The 25,397-nt window shown below is 46.7% G+C and carries 14 protein-coding genes; 10 read left to right on the top strand and 4 right to left on the bottom strand.

All coding sequences use genetic code 11. From position 1 onward, the window contains the following. Positions 1 to 6: 6 nt before the first annotated feature. Both BTA51_RS10115 and BTA51_RS10110 read right to left on the bottom strand, forming a co-directional pair. The gene (locus tag BTA51_RS10115) at positions 7 to 1,176 is read right to left on the bottom strand and encodes an isovaleryl-CoA dehydrogenase (RefSeq protein WP_094707334.1); all 1,170 of its coding nucleotides are present in this window, start codon (positions 1,174 to 1,176) and stop codon (positions 7 to 9) included. 84 nt (positions 1,177 to 1,260) lie between these two features. Further along, on the bottom strand, positions 1,261 to 1,641 hold the full coding sequence (locus BTA51_RS10110; protein WP_094707333.1) for a MerR family DNA-binding transcriptional regulator: 381 nt from the start codon (positions 1,639 to 1,641) through the stop codon (positions 1,261 to 1,263). Between the two features lie 359 nt (positions 1,642 to 2,000). Here BTA51_RS10110 and BTA51_RS10105 point away from each other — a divergent pair, with 359 nt between their 5' ends. From BTA51_RS10105 to BTA51_RS10075, 7 genes are all read left to right on the top strand, one after another. After that, positions 2,001 to 2,378, top strand: coding sequence for a hypothetical protein (locus tag BTA51_RS10105; RefSeq protein WP_094707332.1), 378 nt, complete (start codon positions 2,001 to 2,003; stop codon positions 2,376 to 2,378). Between the two features lie 96 nt (positions 2,379 to 2,474). Beyond that, positions 2,475 to 16,376: a PQQ-binding-like beta-propeller repeat protein gene (locus BTA51_RS10100; RefSeq protein WP_168188123.1), complete on the top strand. Its 13,902-nt coding sequence runs from the start codon at positions 2,475 to 2,477 to the stop codon at positions 16,374 to 16,376. Positions 16,377 to 16,392: 16 nt separating this feature from the next. Next, complete coding sequence (locus BTA51_RS10095) at positions 16,393 to 17,421, top strand: RHS repeat domain-containing protein (protein WP_094707330.1); 1,029 nt, start codon at positions 16,393 to 16,395, stop codon at positions 17,419 to 17,421. After that, a complete protein-coding gene (locus BTA51_RS10090) occupies positions 17,418 to 17,801 on the top strand; it encodes a hypothetical protein (RefSeq protein ID WP_210404803.1) in 384 nt (127 codons plus the stop codon). The genes BTA51_RS10095 and BTA51_RS10090 overlap by 4 nt, the downstream gene beginning before the upstream one ends. A 774-nt stretch (positions 17,802 to 18,575) precedes the next feature. Beyond that, the gene (locus BTA51_RS10085; RefSeq protein ID WP_094707329.1) at positions 18,576 to 18,911 is read left to right on the top strand and encodes a hypothetical protein; all 336 of its coding nucleotides are present in this window, start codon (positions 18,576 to 18,578) and stop codon (positions 18,909 to 18,911) included. A gap of 129 nt (positions 18,912 to 19,040) precedes the next feature. Next, positions 19,041 to 19,313: a hypothetical protein gene (locus tag BTA51_RS10080; RefSeq protein ID WP_210404802.1), complete on the top strand. Its 273-nt coding sequence runs from the start codon at positions 19,041 to 19,043 to the stop codon at positions 19,311 to 19,313. Positions 19,314 to 19,315: 2 nt separating this feature from the next. Beyond that, positions 19,316 to 19,819, top strand: a complete 504-nt coding sequence (locus BTA51_RS10075) for a hypothetical protein (RefSeq protein WP_094707327.1) — start codon at positions 19,316 to 19,318, stop codon at positions 19,817 to 19,819. Positions 19,820 to 19,936: 117 nt separating this feature from the next. Here the strand turns inward: BTA51_RS10075 and BTA51_RS10070 are convergent, their stop codons facing one another. Continuing rightward, on the bottom strand, positions 19,937 to 20,602 hold the full coding sequence (locus BTA51_RS10070) for a transglutaminase-like cysteine peptidase (RefSeq protein WP_094707326.1): 666 nt from the start codon (positions 20,600 to 20,602) through the stop codon (positions 19,937 to 19,939). A 151-nt stretch (positions 20,603 to 20,753) separates the two neighbouring features. After that, entirely contained in the window at positions 20,754 to 21,524 is a 771-nt protein-coding gene (locus tag BTA51_RS10065; protein WP_094707325.1) for a type II secretion system protein N, read from the bottom strand. 449 nt (positions 21,525 to 21,973) lie between these two features. Between BTA51_RS10065 and gspE the strand changes: the two genes are divergently transcribed. The 3 genes from gspE (at position 21,974) to gspG (ending at position 25,394) form a co-directional block, all read left to right on the top strand. Next, positions 21,974 to 23,536 (top strand): type II secretion system ATPase GspE, encoded by a 1,563-nt coding sequence (gspE, locus tag BTA51_RS10060; protein WP_305794063.1) that lies wholly within the window; start codon positions 21,974 to 21,976, stop codon positions 23,534 to 23,536. A 49-nt stretch (positions 23,537 to 23,585) separates the two neighbouring features. After that, the gene (gene gspF, locus BTA51_RS10055; RefSeq protein WP_094707324.1) at positions 23,586 to 24,800 is read left to right on the top strand and encodes a type II secretion system inner membrane protein GspF; all 1,215 of its coding nucleotides are present in this window, start codon (positions 23,586 to 23,588) and stop codon (positions 24,798 to 24,800) included. Between the two features lie 111 nt (positions 24,801 to 24,911). Further along, the gene (gene gspG, locus BTA51_RS10050) at positions 24,912 to 25,394 is read left to right on the top strand and encodes a type II secretion system major pseudopilin GspG (RefSeq protein WP_371333181.1); all 483 of its coding nucleotides are present in this window, start codon (positions 24,912 to 24,914) and stop codon (positions 25,392 to 25,394) included. Positions 25,395 to 25,397: the final 3 nt, after the last annotated feature.

Here is a 25,397-nt window from a genome sequence, read left to right as displayed (position 1 = left end):
TCCTTATCAACGTGACTCGTTAAACAGTTCCCGGCCGATCAGCATGCGACGGATTTCCGACGTGCCGGCCCCGATTTCATATAGCTTCGCGTCTCTCAACAAGCGACCGGTGGGGTACTCGTTGATATAGCCGTTACCCCCCAGAATCTGAATCGCATCCAGCGCCATTTGAGTCGCTTTTTCTGCACAATAAAGAATGACGCCGGCGGCATCTTTACGGGTGGTTTCGCCTCGGTCACACGCCTGGGCAACCGCGTATAAATAAGAGCGGCAGGCGTTGAGGGTGGTGTACATATCCGCCACTTTGCCTTGAATCAATTGGAACTGGCCAATGGATTGTCCGAACTGCTCGCGCTCATGGATATACGGCACGATTTGATCCATGCAGGCTTGCATGATGCCGGTAGGGCCACCGGACAGGACCACCCGTTCATAATCCAGTCCGCTCATCAAAACTTTGACGCCCTGGTTCTCTCCACCAAGAATGTTTTCGACCGGTACTTCACAATTGTCGAATACCAGCTCGCAGGTGTTGGAGCCGCGCATGCCCAGTTTGTCCAGCTTGGGAGAGCGACTGAACCCCGGGTAATCCCGTTCAACAATAAAAGCGGTGATGCCGTGAGGTCCTTTTTCAATGTCGGTCTTTGCATAGATCACATAAGTGTTGGCATCCGGTCCGTTGGTAATCCACATCTTGGCGCCGTTAAGCACATAGTGATCACCTTTACGTTCCGCGCGCAGTTTCATGCTGACAACATCGCTGCCCGCATTGGGTTCGCTCATCGCAAGTGCGCCAATATGCTCCCCGGATACCAGCTTGGGTAGATATTTTGCTTTTTGTTCCGGGGTTCCGTTGCGGTGAATCTGATTAACGCAGAGATTGGAGTGAGCGCCGTAACTTAGGCCTATCGAGGCTGAAGCGCGACTGATTTCTTCCATTGCCAGAACATGAGCCAGATACCCCATATCAGAGCCGCCATATTCTTCCGAGACGGTAATTCCCAGCAGGCCAAGCTCTCCCAATCGCTTCCATAAAGTGTTAGGGAAAGCATTTTCCCGGTCGACCTCAGCTGCCAGAGGTGCAATTTCGCTTTGAGCGAAAGAAGACACCTGGTCTCTCAGCATGCAGATTGTTTCATCGAATCCAAAGTTCAGTGAGTGATAATGAGAGCTCATAGTTCACCTGCGTTATTGTTGTTCCTGGTTATTTGGTCGGGCTGTCGTCTGAATCACCGTCGTGGGAGTCAGGCGTCAACCGGTTTAATCTGTTAGGCCTGACATAGCTTCAAGACAGCGGGCTTCAGCCTCATTCAAATCCCTCTGCATGACTTCGATATCCTTAAGCTGCCGCTGCAAAGCTTCGCGGCGCTCATAAATCTTGCTCAGTAGGAGCTGCAACTGGTCTTTGTTACCTGTCTGGGGGTCGTAAAGGTCCAGAATGGCTCTGGACTCGGCAAGACTGAAACCAAGCCGTTTACCCCGCAAAATGAGCTTGAGCATTACCCGGTCTTTTTCTGAGTAGATCCTCGTCTGTCCCTGGCGTTCAGGGGAGATCAGTCCCTCAGACTCATAGAACCTGATCGTCCTGGTGGTGATATCAAATTCTTTGGCCAGATCGCTAATGCTGTAAGTCTTGCTCATAGGCAACTTCTTTTAGTGGGTATTGTTCGATTGAATGGGCTAAGTGTGTATTACGTTGACGTAAACGTCAACAACAAGGTTGTAATACCCGAATGTGATCCTATGACATGAAATAGCCGAAAGATTATTCAGAATGAAATCATCGGTGTGCCTTGATGACCCTAATTTGGAGCTTTTGTGTTACCGAATGGGAAGATCGCTAAAGAAGGCGTCTGTGTAACAAGAGGTAACTTTATGTTTAAAAAGTGATTCACAGTCACGATTAAAATGTGTTAACTTGTCGCGCGATTCTGATGTGTAATCAGTCACGTTTTTGCTACTCCGTCCGCAATAGGGGCAAAGGAATAAAGGGAAATGAGATGGCCTTTAGGGTAAAGCGCTTAGGTATGGCTACCTTCTTAATTGGATTTTCTATTCTTACTATCTACTTCATACGCATGCCGCAAGAGGCTGATTCTGGCAATGCCTTGCCATCGAACTCTGCTAGTTCAAATGAAATGCCGGTTATAAGTTCACCTGAGCTTGCAACCTCCGCTAATGGTGTAGAGGTAATAGAAGCTACAGATACAGCCTCTTTTAACCAGCAGCAGAAAAATAATAGAGAGCTTTCCGGGGATGTGGTCGACGGTAAGGATGCTTCTTTGTCGACGTACAACGAGCTTCCTCAGTTATCAGAAAGGCTTTTTATTCCAGCAGCAAGCTCTGAGCCATACCGTACAAACAAAGTACGCAAATAAATTTAATTACCAGTCAATTTTTCTGTATCTATTTTCGCTAAGCAGATGGATATAAGAAGGATTCTTGTCATTCTACTGAAACAGGGAAACAAGGACATGCCGGTTCAACATCGCCTTTTCTTCTTTCTAATATTGCTATGTATTTCTCTAGGGTCGCGATCAGAGGAAATCCGTGATTACTATTCTGAACCAGGCTTAAATCCGTTTAAGGAAACTCTCAATCAGAGCTTTAATGAAAGCATCGATCCATTTTCTGGAGGTCTTCAGCTTTCATATACTGACATTTATCTTCCCGGTAACGGAGGAATGGATGTCAGAATAAACCGCTTTTATAACAGCCTTCAGACAAATGCCTATCCGTCCTGGAATTTCTATGGACTTGGATGGACAATGCACTTCGGTCGAATTGTTACTGCATGGCGAAATCGCGACCATCTCTGTAATCAGGGCTCTCTATACAGTGGCTCCACCATAGAAAACCCCTCCCTGGAGCATCCGGACGGAAGTCGTGAACTTCTCGTATTAAGTAGTGAGTTGAAAGACGGGACGCTGGTTACACGGAGTAACTGGAAGGCAGAGTGTGTCGATGGCATGGAGGGAATGCTGGTAACTGCACCAAACGGCACAAAATACTACATGGAAGAATATTCTTTCTTCCAGGACGAGCCCAGCTGGTTTACCACTCGTATAGAGGATGTGCATGGAAACTGGATTGACATTAAGTATGAAAGTAATTCACTAGGGATAGTATATATATCTGAAATATATCGTAGTGAAGAAGGTGATAGTTCGCCGATCGTTACCTATGAATATGACAATGTCCAGTCTGATGCACCTACACTAAAAGCCATTGTCGCTAAGGGCCAGCGTTGGGAGTATGTGTTTGAAGATATCCCCAATTATTATGCTTCCCGTCATTTAAAGCAGGTTGTTAGGCCGGATGGAAGGGTTTGGGCTTATGATTATTTCGAAAAGCAAGATGATCCAAACCCAGATGATGAGATAGATGAAGATGGGCTTGGGAGTTATTCTTTAAAACAGGTGACCTATCCGGACGGCGGAGAGATTCATTACACATATCAATATGTACAATTCTATGTCGATAGTGACCACAGAACGACATCTATTAGCTCTAAAACCGTTGTAAATGAAGGGACTGAAGAAGGGGTGTGGACTTACGAGTTTAAGCCTTCCTCTTATTCCTATGGTAGTGTTGTAGGTGGTCAAAGGCCACTTAAGCTTGATGAAACTGTGGTAACGGCTCCAGACGCGAAATACGTTTATCGCCATTACGGTCAGGATACAGTGTTTTACGACTTGTCTGTATGGCACTGGGATCCAGCCTCTTTTGGTCTGCAGGTAGAAGCGCTTGTATATAGTCTCGACAATGTTTTATTGGAAAAAAGAAAGAAATCCTGGGGCTACAGAAAAATATCTGAAGAGAATTATGTTCATGGCGTAAACCATAATTGGGATGCGACTTTTGAGACCTACGCGCCTTATGTTGAGGCTGAATATTCAAGTCGCGATGATAAAGCTGTCGGTTCAGAGGGCTATGCTCACGCTACTCTCTATATTGATCAGGACAGGTTTGGTAATCCACAAACGATCATAGAGACCTCGAATCTATTAAACGACTTTGATCGGGTATCCAGAGCGACATATGAACACGATACGGATACGTGGATACTCAATAAAGCCGTACAGGAAACGGTTTCTCAGGCAAATGCAATAGAAGCGGCTGAACCCGAGAATTGGTCGATTCAGGATGAAACAATTGTCAGCCAAGTTGATAGGGTGTTTGACGGTATTGGCCAGTTGCGGGAAGAAAATCAAAACGGCGTAGTTTCTAAGTTTGAGTACCACGCCTCAGGGGACTTGAAATCAACGGAAGACGCGCGGCACTTTTTAACTCAATATTCTGACTATCAGAGGGGTATTTCAAAACTCGAAGTACATCCTGAGAGTATTGAAATCAGAAGGGATGTAGACGATATCGGACGGCTCAAGTCTGAGACGAATGGCCGGGGATTTACCACTAATTATGGGTACGACGAGTTAAATCGTTTAAAAAGCATTAGCTATCCTATCAATAGCAGTGTAGCGGTCTCTTATAGCTCAGCTGGTAACAAAACTCGTACTTTAACTAGAGGCAACTACAGTCAGAAAGACAGTTATGATGGTTTTGGGCGTCTTAAAAGTACGACTAGGACCGATACACTTAGTAGTAACTCTATTGTTACCACATACGAATATGATGCTTTAGGCCGCAAAACCTTTCAATCATATCCAAACTCATCTGATGGAACCCATTATGTCTACGACGCCTTGGGAAGAATAGTTAAGCAGCAAAACGCTGACGGAACAGCGGTGAAGTTTGACTATTACGACGGGAAAGTGGTCCAGACAGATGAACGTGACAACCAGACTGAGACTATTTTTAGAGTGCTTGGCGGAGGAATGGACCAAGTGCTGATGAGCATTAACCAGCCTGAGTCTGTGTCAACTGGTTTGAAGCGTAATATTCTTGGACAGATTACTAAAGTTTTTCAGGGCGAAAACATTGGAACTCATGTTGTTGGTCCTAATCGAACTTATACCTACGATGAGCATCTTTTCCTGATCGAGCAGACTCATCCGGAAACCGGAACTACCTATTATGAGCATGACGAACTTGGTAACAATACGTCGATTCGGGTAGGTGATCACGAAGCAACTCGGCTTACATATGATGGTCTTAACCGGGTTACCTATATTGACTACCCTGGTTACACGGCTGATATTGAAAATCACTACAATAAAAACGGTAACATTGAGAGAATGACGTCAGGGCATACCGACTGGGAGTATGTCTATGATGACAATGATAACTTAATAGATGAAACGCTTACTGTTACTGGCCTGCTAACCAAGGCATTTAACCTTCATTATGATTTTGACAATCTGGATTCACTGGAAAAAATAACCTATCCAGACAGTTTCTCGGTTGATTATGCTCCCGATGCATTTGGAAGGCCGACGAAAGTCGGTGGATTTGCATCAAATCTTAGCTTTCATCCAAGCGGTCAAATTCAAAGCTACACATTATCAAATGGTGTTACAGGGTCGCTGACTTTGAACCAGCGGCTTTTCCCACAAACCATCAGTGCAGGGAATCTTGTTGGTCTTTCTTATACCTATGACGATGCTGGCAACATAACCTCTATTGAAAATTCTGTAGATCCTGGTCAAAGCATCTCGATGGCGAGAAACGATAGCTATGACGGGGTTAACAGGCTCCGTAATGCTCGTGGTTCTTGGGGTGATATATATTTTGAGTATGACCATATTGGGAATATTTCCAGCACTCGTGATGCTGAGAATGCACCTCAAAAGACATTATATATTTATGACAAAAATAACCGATTAATATCTGACAGGCTCCAAAAATCAGACGGAAGTGCGCTTCAGCAGAACTATACGTTGAAATATGATTCGTTAGCGAATATTACAGATAAGATTGTCAATAAAAACACCTATCCTTTAGCGGATTACGATAAGAAGCATTTCGACTTTGATGATGCCTCAAGACTTGTTCGAGTCGTAACAGATTCCACGGTCAAAGATTACTCCTATGATGGAAATGGTCAGCTGGCAGTTGATCAAATACATGGGACCTATAAGCTCAAGTATAATATCTACACTAAGTCTGGCCATCTTTTGTACGAACAATCCATTGATGATTGCCAGACAACAAACTACATACTGCTAGGTAGTTCATTAATCGCCAAATCTGACGATGTCGCGGATGAGCCGTTGCTGGACGCCGATAATGATGGAATTCGAGACTGTGTTGAAGTTCAAGTAGGACTGTCTCCCGAGGATCCTCAGGATGGAAATGCCGATAGTGATAACGACGGTATATTGAATAAAGAGGAATTGGCACTAGGGACAGCCATATTTGGCAGTGGAGATACCGATGGTGACGGATTCTCTGACCAGGAAGAAATTGACGCTGGATCTGACCCTACCAGTATAGATTCAGACCGGGACGGAATATTGGATGCTGATGAGCTAGCTGATCCAAGGTTGAATCCAATGCTGGTGGACTCCGATCATGACGGAGTCACTGATAAATGGGAAATAGTCTTGCAGACTGATCCCAGCAATCCAGATGACGCTTTATTAGACTGGGATAATGATGGATTTACTAACCGGCAGGAAAGTTTGTCTGGGACAGATCCTACAGATAATGCCAGTATGCCTGAGCCCGGGACAATCGCATGGACGAGTGAAATCGGACTATTTGATTTAGGGCGGGTCACTATCGGTCCCGATGGAACGATATTTGTTTCAGATGATAGATTATATGCACTTTATCCTGACGGAACGGAGAAATGGGAGTTCGAATTTAATTCTACATCTGGCACTGAAAGCGACCCAGTTGTTTCTCCAGAAGGCATAATTTATGTTGGTGATTATGACGGGTACATCTACGCTCTTGATTCAAATGGCTCATTAATTAATGGATGGCCTTATAAGGCAGGAAGTAAAATTCTATCGCTGAGTCTGGCGTCAGACGGAACCGTGTATTCAGCCTCTCGAGACGGGTTTCTCTATGCAAATACTCCAACCGGCGATCTCTTATGGAAGAAACAAATCGGTGAGCTGTACGATTACTTTACAGCTCCGATCGTAGGAGCAGACGGACAACTATATATATCTAAAAAGCCCTATAACTCGAATTTCTCTGTAGTAATGGCGTTGAGCAAAGATGGATCGCATGACTGGGCATATAATACTGATTCAGTGGCATCAGGATTATCGGTTGATTATGACGGTACCTTATATTTTATTTCTGAAAATCGACTCTTTGCGATCTCGTCTCAGGGACAATCAAAATGGGTGTCGGATGCTTTAGCTGGCGTACCGAGTATACCTAGCAGTACGTTATTAAAAATCAATCCTGTAATTGGATCTGACTATGTTCTTGCTCCATATGAAGATACCACGGACAGTAGTGGGTTTGCTGTCATTAACAAGGAAAGTGGAGAGCTTATCGATAAGCTTTCAATGTTTGATACCTATGTAAACACTCCTGCCATAGCCAACGACTCGGTGGTTTATGGTTCCAACAAAGGGGGAGCGTTACGAAGCTTTGATCTATCAATGGACCCGAGTCTGAACACCAAGTTTGACTATTATTCTGAGTTTACCGGTGGGTCGGCACCGGTTATCGACAAGGATGGCACTGTATTCTTTAGTAATTACGCCGGAAGAGTGTTTGCCATAGTTGATAACAAGAAGGCCGCTGAAACGCCTTGGCCGCAGAGCAACCATGATCGATTCAATTCAAATAACGTATGCAGATTTGAGGGCGGATACTACACCAACAATAGCGATAGAGACGGTGATAAAATTCCCGATTGCGAAGAATTTGCTCACGGATTAGATCCTAATAATAATGATTCGGATATTGATCTGGACGAAGACACGCTGACAAATTATCAAGAGTATTTGTTGGGAACGGACTATTTTAGTCGTGACTCGGACATGGATGGCATTGACGACAATATCGAATTAAATGGTTCAACCAGCCCAACCAATTGGGATACTGATTTTGATGGGCTAAGTGATAAGGAAGAACTTGATCGAGGTTATGACCCTAATAACGCAGCAGAAGCTTTTCTGGACGATGATGGTGATGGGTATTCGAATGTCCAGGAAGGATTAACCAGGTCTGAGCCATTTAATGTCAATGTAATGCCTGAAGAAGGAAGCCAAATGTGGCTAGTTTCATTGGATGGAAACATTACAGGGCCAGCCTATGGCTTAGATGGCACTATTTATGTGGGTTCAGATAATAATAGAGTTTATGCGCTTTCTCCCTCTGGCAAGAAAAAGTGGGAAGTCGAATTGGAAGGGGCTATTAAATCCTCGCCAATGATAACCGAAGGCGGTGCGATAATCGTATACGACGGTTACTATTTATATTCCTATGCACCTGATAGTTCCCTCAATTGGAAAAGGGATATGGGGAACAGCCAGTATACATCTGCCATGCTTGGAATAGGGAGCGGTGACTCTATCTATATGCTAAGCAATGGAAAATTATTTGTTTTTAATAGTGATAACGGTAGTGATGCGCCTATAAGGGAAGTTGATTTTGGTAATGATGCAGATATTCCCATAGCCATCGCTGCAGATGGCAAAGTTTTTCAAGCCTATGGAAATATAGTTCGTACATTACTACCTACTGACGAGTTTGTGTGGTTCAGGCCTGGTAGTGGAGATATTACGGGCATGGCTGTGACGTACCAGGGAACAATCGTCGTTACGACGGAGGACGGATATCTGTATGGGCTAAATCCTATCGGGAAAAATGTAACTTGGTATGTTTATGTCGGAGATGCAGTATATGGCCCTGTGATAGATAGTGAAGGGCATATATATATCGCTTCAGACAGTGGTCGCGTTTATAAGTATGACGTAGAAGGTAATGCAGTTGGCAATATTATAAGGCTCCCATATAGAGGTGCCTCCTCATTGAGTTTGTCGAAGAACGATACGATTTATATCGTTATAGATGATCACCTTGTTGCGCTTGATAAAGATCTTCAAACTCTTTGGACGCAGTCCGTAATTGGAAGTTATAGCCCATTATTGTCTACACAAGACGGCACAATTATCGTTAGTGACAAGTTAGGCCAAGTATCAGCTTATGCTGCCGTTTCCAAAGGGATGGCAGATGAAGGCTGGCAGACCTCAGGGCATGACTCCTTCAGGTCCGCATTTGAGTGTAGGCACCGAGCTGGATCATATAGTACTGGTAGCGATAGTGACTTAGATGGAATTCCTGATTGTCTGGACTTTCGTCGAAGCCTTTTAGCAGATCTTGATGGTGAAGGAGATGAAGATGGTGATGGTTTGTCGAATGCTGTTGAATATCAACAGGGCACCATGCTTTACATTACGGATACAGATAACGATGGGCTTTCTGATAAGCAGGAAGCAGACCTCGCTACCAATCCTCTAGATGCTGATACTGATGGAGATACCTTGGGCGATGGCTTTGAGGTCGATAACGGATACGACCCAAAAAGTAATGAAGAGTTGTGGGTTGATGTTGATGGGGATGGTTTCAGCGTGCGCCAAGAAATTGTTGCTCACACTGACAACTTTGATTTAGACAGCTACCCAACAAGAGCTGGAAATGTTCTCCTCAATCAAATTGACTTTTATAGATTTGCTGTAGGAGGTGACGGCACCTTTTATACCTCCTTCAAAAGGTGGTCTTCAAGCACCGGATCTATAGCTGCGTGGGATCTTTTCAATAACGAAAAGTGGAGCGTTCCCTTCGATGATGTGGCAGAGGAGATCGCGGTTAGTCCAGGATTGAACGGGGGGCTCGTAGTCATTGGCCAGACGGTTAACGGGAAAAAGCATGTCTACGTTTTGGATCCAAATACCGGCGAAACAATTCGACAGTGGGAGAACCCAATTTATCCGTTTACCCTTGTAGGAATTGGCAGTAATGGGACCGTTTATCTGAAGGATAGTCATAATATTGTCGCTTTGGATTCTAAACAGGAAGAGCCTATTTGGACATATAGCGAGCCAGATTCCGTTATAGGTGTTTCAACAGCGATTGATGAATACGGATACCTATACTTCACTGCCGGCGGCAAGTTCAATAAGGTCAGCCCTGATGGCTTACATGTCACTACCTTGTACGATACAGGGCAAGCAAACTTAACCGGTTATATTGCTTTGGGGAGTGACAATAGGGAATACGTACTAAGTGATGCGCTTTATTGTATTGATAGAACAACAGGGCAACTCTTGTGGACTAAGGAAAATCAAGCCGACATTAACTACGTCAGTTATCCTCTTGTTGATTCAAACGGAAATGTCTTTGTTAAAGCTACGTCAGATGACGAAGTAACGACATATTTATTTGGTTTTTCCAAAGACGGTGAAGCTTTGACTCCGGGACCAATCTGGAGTACCTCCAGTGGGTTTGGTGACGTATCTCTAGCAGAAGATGGAACGATCTATTTAAAGAAATATGGTAGTTCAGGATCTCACTCTCTATACGCACTTACTGCTGACGGTGTGGTTCTGTGGACTAAATCCATTTCAGGTCTGACCCAATATATATTGGGCAACGACGGCATGATTTATTACTCCAATGACAGTAATTTTAACGGAGACCATATTTACTATTTCCAGGATGGCAGTGATGGCTTGGCCAAAACCGGTTGGCCGCTTAAAGGCGGTAATGCTTCTCATACATACTCATTACCATTTAGTGGAAACTATTCGCCCATTGTGTCTATCAACGCCCCCGAGTCCGATTCGATGTTGCCAAGAGGGTCTACGATCGTGTTGTCAGGATCTGCGGTCGATGAAGAGGACGGAGATCTGGCTACTTCTATCGAATGGCGTTCGGATATAGATGGTTTACTGGGGTCGGGTACTAATATTACTACGGCTTTAAGCGATGGGGTTCATAGAATTACCGCATCTGTAAGTGATTCAGAAGGAATTGTTGGTCAGTCTGTAATAACGCTCATCATGAATGACTTGCCATCTATCACGATTGCTTCCCCGACTGAAGGTGAATGGCTAATGTCTGGAAGCCTTTATCCCTCTGCGAGTGTTTCGGACCCCGAGGGGGATAATCTCGCAGAACAGGTTAAGTGGTACTCTGACATTGATGGCTATCTTGGACAGGGAAGCTCGCCAAAAGTCTATTTGACCGCCTATGATCAGGTGGATCCCACTACCCATGTGTTAACGGCTAAAGTCACTGATAGCTTGGGAGGTGAAAGTGAGCGCTCAATATCTGTACAAGTTTATTCTTCAGATTCATACAAAGATGATGATGGCGATGGCATACCAACATTCAGAGAAATCCAGTATGGGCTGAATCCCAAGGATCCGTTGGATCGACTATTGGATGCTGATAATGACGGTGTTAACAACTATCTCGAATTCCTGGTTGGAAACTATGGTAGTAGCGAGATTTCTACGCGATACGGTTATACGGTTCTTCACCCTTTGCAAACTTCAGGAGATATGGTGCTTATAGGTGGAGATGACGATGTCTATATTGGAGGAAATATTGGGCTTGGTCCTTTGGGTCAGGGAGAAATAATTAGTATAGATTCCGCTAATATTATTCAGGGAATGGGGTTAAGCTCATCTGATGGCGGATTTTCAATTTCCAGCACTATGCCATGGACAGATGCGCCTGTAGCTCTTGTGCAAAGGGGAACTCAATTTATTTACCCACAAACCCGTGGAGCTCACACCTACTACCTTTATGGAGCTGGAGGAGACTCGGGTGTTGATGTAACCGTTACAATCGCCGGATTCGAAATTCAAAGCCTGCATCTACCATTGGATACGGTTGTTGAATTCAACTTAGAGGATCAACTGCGGGCGGTAGAATTTAGTGCAGATGAACCTTTCTATTTGTTGCATGCCGGTAAAGACGAAAATGGTAAGCCGCAGGATGTGACATCCTTAACTCCGGCTGGATTTGAGTTGTGGGGTATTCACGAGAATACGGTGCTTAGTGTTCTGGAAGAAGACACTCAGGTGGACCTGTACACCTCTGGGGGGCAGTCAGACTCGATACTTCTTCAGCCCGGTCAGATCTATGAACCAACCCTACAGGTGGCTGACGGTGAGGCGCTCCATATCATATCTGACAAGCGGGTTTCTGCGTTGAGGCAGTCCAAGCCGGTTGATGTGACTTATAGCCTGCTTGACGGTGCGCCGGGTATGAACATAGATCCGACAACCGGGACGATCACCTGGGCACCTTCAGAATCTGATGTCAACTCGTACACTGTAGAAGTAGAAGCAACTGATGGAGTGAAGACAGCCACTCAGAGCTATACGCTTGAAGTGGTTAGTGCATCATCTTCACCAATCACGCCGGATCCAATTGTTGTTGATAATGGGGACGCCACCACCAGTTCTGTTGGTAGTTGGTCAACGTCGACCTATACCGCTGGATACTATGGAAGTAATTATCAGTTTATGTCCGGGCCTTCTGGAAGTGGAACCTCTTATACATGGGGGTTGCCCGTAACATTGCCAGGTAACTACAAGGTATATGCACGATGGACATCAACAAATGCCCGTGCCTCTGATGCCACCTATAGTGTTGCAACGACAAGTGGTGCTGAAACTGCAGTAGTCAGCCAGAAGACTGATGGTGGTAGCTGGAACCTGCTGGGTACCTATTCATTGGATGCCAATGCGGCTGTTACGCTTTCCGGTTATGGCAATAACTATGTCATAGCGGATGCGATCAGAATTGAATGGGATTCGCCGTCACAAGGCAATAGTGTGCCCCTAGGCATTACCTCGAAAGCTTTGACTAATGCTGTCGTGAACGAAGATTACCGTTACACATTAAGCGCTTTGGATCTTGATGGGGATAGCATTTCTTATTCCAAGGTTGATGGCCCCTCAAGCATGACGGTAGATCCAAACACCGGAGAGGTGATCTGGACTCCTGCCGCGGGTGATGAGGGCGATCACAGTGTTGTGCTTCAGGCGACCGATGGATCCAACAATGCCACCCAGGCCTTCATGCTAAAAGTGCTTGCTTCAGGGGGAGACTTCTGGGCAATTAGTTCTCCCGCCACAACTAGCGTCGTGGCTGGTGAGAGTTATGAATACACCCCGATACTTTCGGGACCGGAAAGTACTGTATTCGATACAGTTCAATTCCTGGATAGTGTGTTCCGAGCCCGCTATTTCCAGTTTGCTGAGGCAGTACAGAGAATTGAGGTGGTATGTCCCGAATCCAGCACAGATGTCACGTTATACGACGGTGCTCGGGCACCTCAGGTGAAACAATGTAACGGGGATGGTCAATTCCCCGGAACAGTTTCGTTCAGAGAACCAGTGCCGGGGCAGGGTATAGGTGTCGGCGCTATTATTAGCAGTAGTAAAAATGTCTATGTCAATTACAGGACACTCAATGGTGAGGTTCGTAATAACTTTGGCTATTACTATGACTACACTGCCGCCCCCAACGAGAATCCGACCATTACACTGCTCAATCCAGGCTCCAATGTAGTTATAGAGTCTGGTAGCAGTATTGTCCTTTCCGGAACGGCCAATGATGCGGCTGATGGAGACCTCAGCTCCGCTATTCAATGGAGTTCAAGTCTCTCGGGGCCGATTGGTGCAGATGATAGTCTCTCTGTTTCGTTGTCACAGGGAATACATCTCATAACGGCTTCTGTAACAGACTCAGACGGTAACACGGCGACGGCAAGCGTAACTGTGACAGTTAACGATCCGCCTACTTTGAGTATTGCGTCACCGTCGGGTGGAGCATTGATACAAGAAGGTGAAAGTGTCACTTTAACTGCCGTAGTGAGTGATACTGAAGGAGAAGAGCTTTCTGATGCTATATCGTGGACGTCCAGTATTCAGGGGGCTCTGCCTTCAGGTAACGATCTGCTGGTCAATTTGTTGCCGGGTGCACATGAACTTACGGCAGAGGTGTCAGACAGTTATGGCAGCCAAACGTCGGATAAAGTCAATGTAACGGTAAATGCGGTTCCCCAAATTGTTATTGATGCGCCCACAGATGGAGCAAGCTTTACAGAAGGTCAGAGCATTACCCTGGCAACCACGGCTTCCGATCAAGAAGACGGTGGTTTGAGTGATCTCGTCAGTTGGAGTTCCAGCATTGATGGAAATTTGGGTTCCTCCGCTTCTTTACCTGTAACACTGTCTGCAGGAACTCATGTTATTACCGCGAGTGTGACTGACTCCCAGGGTGGCCATGCAGAAGGTTCGGTGACGGTTGTCGTCAATGCAATCAGTGCTAACCTCGACAGTGACTTTGACGGAATGCCGGATGCTTGGGAAACCGCGCATGGCTTGAATCCTGAGTTTGCGGGAGACAGAACTGGTGATCCGGATAATGACTTGGTTAATAATTATTTGGAATATATCGGTGGATCTGATCCAAAGTTAACCAGTTCTACACCATTATTTACTTTCCATGTTGTGGATCCAGCGCAATCCGGACTGCCTCTGAACGTCTATAGCGGGGCCGATGGTAATGATATTCAGGCTGGCTCCTCCGCGATGACACTAAATCTCGGTGAAATGGCGGTAATTGCCGGTAGTGGTGTCAGTCAAGGGTTGAAGATCCAAGGCAACGGGTATTTCTCCTTGGGTAATGCTCAGAACTGGACAGAAGCGCCATTGCCTGAGGCATATCGGGGAACCACGTTCCTTTATCCGCAAAGCCGGGGAAGCCATATTTATTACATTCTGGCTCAGGAAAATGCGGCCAATGTGACGCTGACTTACGACGGAGGTGTTCAAAACATCACTGTTGCCGCTGACACGGTGAGCCCCATCGATTTGGCGCAGTCCTCAGGAACCGTGAAGTTCAGTTCAGATAACCCTGTCTTTATTCTTCATGGCGGATACTCGTCGGGTAGTGAGCCTCAAGATGTGACTGCACTGACCCCAGTGGCTTTTGAGCTGTGGGGGATTCACGATAGTACTGTGATTAGTAGTCTGGAAGATGATACACAGGTAAATCTGTACACGTCCGATGGTAGCTCGGTCCCTGTGACTTTGCAGGCGGGACAACTTTACGATGCCTTAGTGGCCACCCATCAGGGTGAGGCGTTGCATTTGGTCTCAGATAAGCCAATCGCAGCCGTACGTCTGGCCGAACCGGCAGCATTGACCTATAAGTTGATTGATGCTCCGCTAGGTATGGCTATTGATCCTGATACAGGCTTGATTCAGTGGGCGCCCACTGAATCTGATGTTAACCAGTACACTGTCACAGTAGAAGTGAGTGATGGCGACACAACGACCCAGCAAAGCTTCACTCTGGAAGTTGTTAGTAGCGTCGTAGCCTCGTCGTCCGGCCCGGATACCTATATCGTCGATAACGGGGACGCGCTGACCAGTGTAGTCGGTAGTTGGTTAACCTCCTCATATGCCAGCGGCTTTTATGGCGATGATTACGTCTATATTCAGGGCACCTCCGGTGCTGGTACATCCTATACGTGGGGGCTGGGAGTGACACAATCGGGCACGTACAATGTATATGCTCGGTGGACCTCAACCAATGCTCGTGCGACAGATGCAACCTACAGTATCGTGACGACCGGTGGTACAGAAACCAAAGTGGTCAGCCAGAAAACCGGTGGCGGATCCTGGAATCTACTGGGGACGTACAGCCTGGATAGCAATGCTTCAGTGACGCTATCCGGAGAAGGTAACAATTACATCATTGCAGATGCTATTCAGGTGGAGTGGGCTTCTACTGGTCCTGCCAATGTGCCGCCTGTCATTACGTCTCATGCACCCACGCTGGCGGTGGTGGATCAACCATACAGCTATACGATCTCTGCCACAGATGCTGACGGCGACGTTATTAGCTATGCGCTATCCAACGGTCCGGTGGCAATGTCGGTTGATCCAAACTCAGGCGTCGTGAATTGGACACCCACTTCTGGGGATCAGACGACCTATGTCACTCTGCAGGCAACTGCTGGTGCAGACACCGTGGAGCAATCCTTCAAGTTGCAACTGGTTGAATCAGCAAGTGAAGATATGGCGATTACCTCCGCAGCTCAGACCAGTGTGGTGGCGGGATCTTCCTATGATTATCAGCCATTAGTGAGCGTTCCTGGCGCCGCAGTGGACGATGCGACCATGTTCTTCGACAGTGTCTTCCTAGCCTACAATTTCAGTTTGCCGGAAGACTCCCGCCGGATTGAGATCGTCTGCCCGAATGCCGGAACCGAGGTGACGCTGTATGACGGTGTGCTCAATCCTCGTACTGTCGCCTGTAACGCCAGCGGCAATGCCCCCGGCAAGGCGGTTCTCCAGGCATTGATCCCGGGAGAAGGCATCAGCGCTGGTGCGACCCTGATCAGTACCCAGCCGGTGTACCTGAACTACATCACTCAAAGCAGTGGTGAAATCCGTAACCTGTTAGGTCACTAAGGGAAGGGAGTCCGTTATGAAACAATCACACCATGCCAACCAGAATTTGGAAAACCAGGGACACATTAAGATGAATCCAACTTCCTTAAAAACTAAGAATGGAGGGGTGTATAGCCTAGTGGTTCAATGCCTGGCCGTCCTGCTGATCTCTCTGATAAGTGCAGGGGAGGTCTATGCGCAGCGCACCACTACTTTTTTCCACACTGATGGACTGGGCTCTGTGGTGGCAGCGTCGGATAAAAATGGCAAACTATTGTGGCGCAAGAGCTATATGCCATACGGGGCGCAGACGGGGGATACCAGCGAACCGCTGTCCTACACCGGGAAGCCTCATGATGAAAGCACGGGGCTGACGTATTTCGGGGCGAGGTATTATGACCCTGAGTTAAGGCGGTTTATCTCAACGGACCCGGTCGGTTTTATGGAAAGCAATCCGATGAGCTTTAATCGGTATGCTTATGTGAACAACAATCCATATAAGTATGTGGATCCTGACGGAAGAGTTCTCGAAACAGCTTGGGATGCATTGAATATCGCGATAGGAGTAGCTTCCTTTGTCTCGAATGTAAAAGACGGAAATTATGGGGCAGCCGCAGTTGATGCCGGAGGAATTATCATTGATGGCTTGGCAACTGCAGCGCCATTTATTCCAGGAGGAGCGTCGTCTGCGATAAAGGCTGGTCGATATGGGGATGAAGTTGTTGATGTTGCAAAGGGCGCAGGAAGGTTTGCAGATGAAGCAAAGTTGGCCGGACATTTTGAAAAGCACGGAGCGGAATTTGGTGCTAAGAATGCTGATGAGTATTTATCTATCGCTCAAGATGTGATGAAGAACGGTACAAAAGTTCAGTATGCCTACAAGGGTGAAACCAGAACTGGGTTCGTGCAGCTAATGGGAACAAATAAGAAAGGACAGTCCAAATTTGCTTTTGTGGGGACTAACAACCAGGGTCAAATCACTACTCTTCACACTAAGAGCGGAAAGGATTTCTGGAAAACGCTTAACGGCAATGCTAGCGACAAGACTATTTATCCGGCGCCATGATGACTAAACTGTATGCATTAGTAAAAAAGATCGATGACAACATCGAAGAAGAAGTTACCTTAGAGCTGAATGGTGTTGAGCTAACTTGTTTTGCCGGTGTTTGTCCTTATCAAATACAAGAAGGAAAGGAATATCCTGTATCCTTTGAGCTGGAAATTTTCGATGACTATTGCGTGGAAGAGTTGAACGAAGAAAAAGTAGCTTTAGAAAGGATTGGTAATGACTTCTCCTATTGGGTCGCTGGGAGGCTGGACGGTTCAGTCATTCACTCTGTGATTCAATTTGAAGATGAAATCTTAATGTCTGATTATGGCTATTTGGATGGTAAATTCATTCGAATGAAAGTGGACAGAATAGATGTAGAGTTTTTGAAATTTTGATAATTTAAGCCCGCACATGCGGGCTTTTTCTTTATACGTTATTTATTCCCCTTAGCCGCAGCCTGTCGCTGCATTGACAAAGTCTCAATTAAAGGTAAGGCAAAAAGCATTCGATAAAGCTGAGCAATTTATTAAGAGTTGTGGTCTTTGTGGTGGTGTTGACGCACAAGTATCTAAAACATTTAAAGGAGAAACCTAGGCGTGATATGGCTATAAGATTACTTACACCACCGCACAATTTCGCTGTGTGCAAATTAGAAGATAGGAATTATCCTGGAGTCGTATTCCTTCGTAGGTCAACAATTGATAAAACTCCTGTTTGTCGGTGACGTATTGTAAACCTTCCCTATACTAGGGATATATTCTTTTAGAGTTCTAAAGCATGGACTTTCAAAAACTTGGGGAATTGCTCTCAGATAATCGTAGGATTGAGCTACGAAGAAAGCTGGTTGTACATCTTACGCAACTTTTTTCTGGATCGAAATGATTCCATGCCAATTTCTTGCCGGATTAAGGCTCAAGAAAAATACGATAGTTTTCGTGAGGAATGTTTTTCCGAAAGTACTTCGTGCTTTCTAGATATGGAAAATTACGAAGTGATGATATTTTCAAAACCAAAAGGCTTTGTAAATTTTTAAAATAATCGAGAGCCCTGGCAGGACTATGACGTTTGTGTGTTTGACGAAGGTTTAACATTTTGCGCTGCATTGATTCACAACGACGAAGTCAAACTTGTTCGCTTGACATAGGTGTTGCTAAAAAGGAGTTTTGATCGTGTTGAGACAACAAGAGATTTTGGCAATTAAACTCGTCTTTCGTAACGAGAGTGAGATAAGTACAGCTATTCGAGAGCGTATTAATGAGGCAGTGAGTATCGACTGGGAAGAGACCAGGGTTGGTTTCTTCTCCACTATAAAGCTGAAATCACCTCTCACTGAGTTGCCCAGTATTCATATGTGGGAGTTTAATTTTAGCCACCCTGATTTTCCTCATGGGGGCTCATATATGTGCACAATAGTTAGCGATACTGAATTGGAATTGGAGGCAGTTTCATTAGGGGGGGCTGATTGGCCGTATCCCGAAAATCCAGAACTATTCAAGGAGCTCTGAATAAGCACCAAATATCCACACCTTTTACCAGGCAGCATGTTTGATTGAATGAACGCTTTTTGCTCTTTACAGGCCTAATGTACGCTATCCAGTTAACCCCCTAACTCAGCCACGATGCGGAGTCATTCAATGAAATTCAAGCCAAACCTTGGTGTTTTTGTATGTCCTCATGTCTTTAAGGATACGAGGCCAGTTTTGTTGGTAGTTCACGAGGATGGTGAATGGCAGTGCTTATGCGGCCAGGGGGATCACCTTGATGATGGTCATTTGGTCGGGATGGGGCATTTAGTTAATCGTGATCCATCCATTGATGATCTTTATGATTTGCCTGAAGGTTGGGAGGCAGAAAGAGAATCGCTGTCTCATAATTGGTTAAGGTGTAAATCTGAATTCGATGGGTAGCTATGAAGGAACTGGATGAGTACATAAATCTAAGAGATGAATTAGATCGTCTTTTAAGTTTGAAGGATTATGAGAAGGCATTCTCTCTTTGCGAGAGTCTGGTTAAAAGATATGTGTCGTCTTGTGACTTATGGTATATCCGAGGATTGTTGATATTAAAGCTGGATTTTCCACAAGATTCCACTGCTCGAACATTAGATGATGCATATCAGTCCCTTTGTACATCGGTGATTCTAAGTCCAAAGAATAAGTATGCAAATATAGAAGCCGGATTCTTTGAGCTTAATATAAATGATGATCCTGACAGGGCGTTGGCATACTTCAAAGCAGCTAGAATCAATGCTCTAGAGGAGTTGCGTCAGGCTGTGGAGGGCGAATTGAAGGTGTATGTTGATAAAAAGTCGGATATATCGGAAATCGCTGAGCTAAAAAGTATATTGAATATTTTTGAGGGCGATCTTGATATTGAACTTATATTGGATGAATTAGGTCAGCCAACTAAATAGTAGGCTGAAAGTATAGGGGCTCAATAGAATAAGTTGTTAAGGTTAAGGGCAGAGTTCATATCTGGGCTCTTTATCAATTTGGGCTTAGGTTCATTGCTAAATCTGCCCAATGGAATTCTAGAGACTCGCCTGCAACTGCTTCAACAGCCTTTCATTCAGCTCATTCCACTGGCTGAGCTTGGAAGATTGCCCGACTTTCTTGCCCAGGCCCCGTTGTTTGGAAAGCCAGAGGCCGTCGCCGTTAAAGCTGTAGATGGGGTAGAGGTCGTCGCGTTGTGAGCCGGGTTTTATGTCTTTGATGAGATTGTCGAGGATGAGAGGTTCCGCATCGGGTTCCGGGTAATAGGCGAGAACCATGTGAGCCTGGTTTAGCCTCAAGGCCTTTACGTAGGTGATTCTGAGTTTTTCGTCAGATACCCCCAGTTCCCTCAGGGCAAAATATTTGGCGATTGAATAATCTTCGCAATCCCCGCCATTGGTGATGAGAAATTCCATGGGAGTTGCCCAGTAGTCCTCTCGTCCCCAGTGCTCCATGTCGGATATGAAGTCTGTCTGATTGAAGAAGGAATTCACCAGAATCAACTTCTTATCTTCAGGAAGGGTTTTGGGTGAGTTGAGGAGGTGCTGCCAGCGTTCAAGGCGGTCACGGGCTGGACTACCAAACTCTTTTTCGACGCGAGACAAAACCTGAAGCGAAATTTCGAATGCCGCAGAGGCTAGGACGGTCCAGCAGGCAAACATGACAATAATGGTTTTGGCTCGCAAACTTTTTAACGACAGCATTCGCGACGGGGCCCCCTGAACTCTCCATGATAAAGAAAAGGGTTCTTTTTATGGAGTATAGGATGCTTAGTTGAGGGGAGTGGACAGAGATTTGTTAAGCAATGTAAGCAAACGTTGTGAAGAGGGCTTGTTCCCTATGAATAACAATAAGTTAGCCGTTGTTTTGTTGGCGAATTTGCTCTCTTAGCTGCTGAAGGCGATTGCGGATCTCCTCGCGTCGTTGCTCGTCGAGTCCGTTCAGCTCGGGCGCTGCGTCATCGGGTACTGCGCCGGGGTCAAATGCTTCCTGGGGTGCGCCGCTATAATCCGGTTCAACGTATTGGGGTTCGGGGTATTCCGGTTCCACATATTGCGGCTCTGGATATTCCGGCTCCTCAAAGGGTGGTTCAACGTAACCATCATCGGGTTCGGATGAGGAAGAGTTAAAGGCCTGAAATGCGGAGGCATCATATTCTTCAGGAAAAAACAGATTTTCAAGTTTGCCCTTTCTGTCCAGCACCACCCGGTTAGCGTATACAGAATGGAGTACCGCATTGCCCGGCATGCTGTCCCCAATCTTAAAGAATTCCGTCTGCCGATCTGGACCTTCGACCAGGGCTCCCCCAATCGAGTCTTTTTCTGTGGCGGAAACTCCACGAAGTGTCAGTTTAAGATTGGTTTCCGGAAGGTTTTCCGTGGCTTCTACTTTGGCTTCCGGTTTTTCACTCTTGAATCCGAACAGATTCAATGCCACCAGAGAAGATATGGGGCGATCTTGCTGTGCCGCTGAGACCTGTGAGGGCTTTACATTCACTTCCCGATCCATGGATTGGTAGTCCTGCCAGAAACCGTATGCGCGCAGCCCTATAAATGTCGCAGCCAGAACGACAATCAGAATGGTGGCAATTCGAGGCAGTGACTGTTGTAATGCTTCCTGGTTCACGATAATTCCATATTTCGGGTAAACAATCTGGGTAAACAGCGTTAAAGCGGCGCGGACTCATTTTGCCCGATTCCTGTTAAAAATAAAGAGATCCTTTGAGAGAATGTGCATAAAAGGCCAAAATCTTTGCTCTCTCAAACGCTTGTCCCAGGCCTCACGGTGGTGGAGAGCGCTGATGATTACAGGATATTCATGGGCTGTGATTACCCATGATCGGCCGGTTTGCGCGACAATAGGGATATATGGCCAAAAGCAGAGGTGGCGGGAATATTCCTGATCAGGCAGGTAAACTACTGTTTATTACAGTAAGTTAAGGTCATCTGTATTGTGGCAAACATGCTGGAATCCTCTGAAAACTTAAAGTAGATTGCATAGCCTGACTTGGCCTCAAGTTTTAAACGTTTTAAAACATTGAATTTCAAACACGCAAGACTGAAAGAAATCCGAACATGAACAGTACTCAGGTCATAGACACGGAAGAGAGCATCCCAACCCTGGAAGAGGAAGAAAGTCCTCCTATGCAAGGATCGCGTGACCACGCGGCGTATCGGATTCCTTTCTCTTTTGCCAAGCGCCACGGGGTATTTGTAAGCCAGCCGGATGCTGAGCAGCATCAGGTGGTTTACTACAAGAGGGCGTTGAAGCCTCAGATATTTGCCGAGGTTAATCGTTTTGTCAGAGGACAATGTGAGTTCCGGCAGATAGACGATGGTCAGTTCGATGAAGAAATAACCAAGGCCTACCAGAATGATTCTGCTGAAGCGATGCAGATGGTGGAAGGTCTGGGTGATGATATGGATCTGGCGTCCCTGGCTGATTCGGTACCTGAAACAGAGGACCTTCTGGAACAGGAAGACGATGCCCCGATTATCCGTCTGATTAACGCGATTCTTACCGAAGCGGTAAAAATGAACGCTTCGGATATACATATAGAGACCTTTGAGCGTGACCTGGTGGTGCGTTTCAGGGTCGACGGTGTACTGAGAGAAGTGGTCAAACCGAAACGTGCTCTCGCTCCGCTCCTGGTATCCCGGATCAAGGTTATGGCGCGGCTCGATATCGCAGAGAAGCGTATTCCTCAGGACGGGCGTATTTCCCTGAGAGTTGGGGGTAAGGAAGTGGATATTCGTGTGTCCACCATGCCGTCAGCCAATGGAGAGCGAATTGTATTACGTTTGCTGGATAAGCAGGCTGGGCGTCTGAAATTGGAAAAACTGGGGATGAACCCCAGAGACCTGAAGCTGATCAAGAAGCTTATCCATAAACCTCACGGCATTATTCTGGTCACCGGCCCGACCGGGTCCGGTAAGACCACGAGCCTCTATGCCGGACTGTCTGACATTAACGACCGCAGCCGTAATATTCTGACGGTTGAGGATCCTATCGAATATAACCTCCCGGGTATCGGCCAGACCCAGGTCAACACCAAAGTGGACATGACCTTCGCCCGAGGACTGCGGGCCATTCTGCGTCAAGACCCTGATGTTGTGATGATTGGTGAGATCCGGGACCTGGAAACGGCCGAAATTGCCGTACAGGCCAGTTTGACCGGTCACTTGGTGCTGTCGACTCTGCACACCAACAGTGCGGTAGGGGCCGTAACCCGTTTGATCGATATGGGCGTGGAGCCATTCCTGATATCCTCCAGTATGATTGGTGTGGTGGCACAGCGACTGGTCAGGGTTCTATGTGAGCACTGTAAAGAAGCTTATGAGCCGGATCAGGAAGTGTGTGATTTCCTGGATGTGGACCCGGCTAACCCTCCGAAGATCTATCATGCGGACGGGTGTAAGGAGTGTAACCACACTGGATACCGGGGGCGCATCGGTATTTATGAGGCTATCGAGGTCGATGAAGGCTTCCGCCACCTTATTCACAAACAGGCGGGGGAAATGGAACTCGAAGCCAATGCACGCAATCGAGGCCCGAGCATTCATGCCGATGGTGTGAGGAAGATCCTCAGCGGGGTAACCTCCGTGGAGGAAGTGGTACGTGTGACCCACAAGGAATAACGTATTACCCGCAGGGATGTACACAAATACGGTTTAACAGAACTCATCCATGGCAGCATTTGATTACAAGGCCCTAGATGTTAAGGGCAAGGCAGTAAAGGGCGTATGGGAAGCGGACAGTCCACGGCAGGTGCGACAGCAGTTGCGGGAGAAGGGCTGGACTCCCCTGGAAGTCGAAATTGCCTCAGAAAAACAAGCCCGGTCAGCGGGTCGTACCACCAGGAAAGGGCGCCTTAGTGCCAGTGAGCTGGCGTTGGTTACCCGACAGTTGTCCACGCTGATCCAATCCGGTATTCCGATCGAAGAAGCGCTGGGGGCAGTGGCCTCTCAAAGCGAAAAGGCCAAGGTTCGCAGTATGATGCTGGCCGTCAGGGCCAAGGTTCTTGAGGGTTTTACCCTGGCCGACAGTTTTGGCGAGTTCCCCAGTGCGTTCCCCGAACTTTATCGCTCCACTGTCGCGGCAGGTGAACACGCCGGACATCTGGATCTGGTACTGACCCGGCTGGCAGATTACACCGAACAAAGACAGCAAAGTCGGCAAAAGATTCAGCTGGCTGCTATTTATCCAATTATCCTCAGTGTGGTGGCCATATCGATTGTGGGCTTCCTGTTGGGGTACGTGGTTCCGGACATCATCAAAGTGTTTGTGAATAACGGTCAGGAACTGCCATTTCTGACCCAGGTTATTCTGGCGATGAGCGACTGGGTGGCAAGCTACGGATTGATCATGGTGGGACTGATTGTCGTGGCAGGTATCGGGTTCCGTTACGCCATGACCAAGGATAAGTTTCGGATGCAGGTGCACCACAAGTTATTGCACTTGCCATTTGTGGCAAAAATGTCCCGAGGTATCAATACCGCAAGATTCGCCAGTACATTGAGTATTCTCAACAACAGTGGCGTTCCCCTGGTGGACGCGATGAGAATTGCCGGTGAAGTATTGGGGAATCAATATTTGAAAGCCAGAGTGGCTGAGGCGGCGCAGAAGGTAAAAGAAGGTGGGAGTCTATACAAGTCTTTGGAACACACAGGCTATTTCCCACCCATGATGATTCACATGATCGCTTCCGGGGAAGCCAGTGGCGAGCTGGCCGACATGCTGGAACGTACTGCCGCCAGCCAGGAAAGCGATTTACAAAGTAAAGTGGCAACGTTGATCGGTCTGTTTGAACCGCTAATGCTCCTGCTGATGGGGGGCGTGGTGCTGATCATTGTGATGGCAATCATGTTGCCGATTCTCAGCATGAGCAACCTGGTCGGATAAAGCCTGAATCAAGGCGAGCGGCCGGGGCAAGGATATAACGATAATCTGATTTGAATCGAGAGGAAATGCATGAACAATTTACAGCGGAAGAAGTCTGGGAGCTTGCCATTCATGAAGAGCCCGTCATCTATAAAAAGCCCGTCATTTATGAAAAGCCTGGCATCCACTAAGGAAAAATCATCAGGTTTTACCTTGATCGAAATCATGGTGGTTCTGGTTATCCTGGGGATGCTGGTTGCAGCCATTGCGCCACAGATACTGGGCCGTACCGATCAGGCCAAAGTGACGGTGGCCAAGCAGGATGTCCGCACGCTGTCAAACGCCCTGGATCTATATAAGCTGGACAACTTCAGCTACCCAAGCACTGAACAGGGACTGCAGGCTCTGGTCACCAAGCCTTCAGGTTTTCCTGAAGCGAAGAACTGGAATTCGGACGGTTACATCCAGCGTCTGCCCAAAGACCCATGGGATCGTGACTACGTTTATATCAGCCCGGGGGTGAATGGACCTTTTGATGTCTATTCCCAAGGTGCTGACGGTCAGGATGGCGGCGAAGGCTATGATGCCGATGTCGGCAACTGGAACGTCGAATAAGAT

The organism is Hahella sp. CCB-MM4 (assembly GCF_002260525.1).
Taxonomy (GTDB): Bacteria; Pseudomonadota; Gammaproteobacteria; order Pseudomonadales; family Oleiphilaceae; genus Hahella.
Note: the sequence above shows the minus strand (reverse complement) of the source record. Positions and strands in the feature narration are given on the sequence as shown.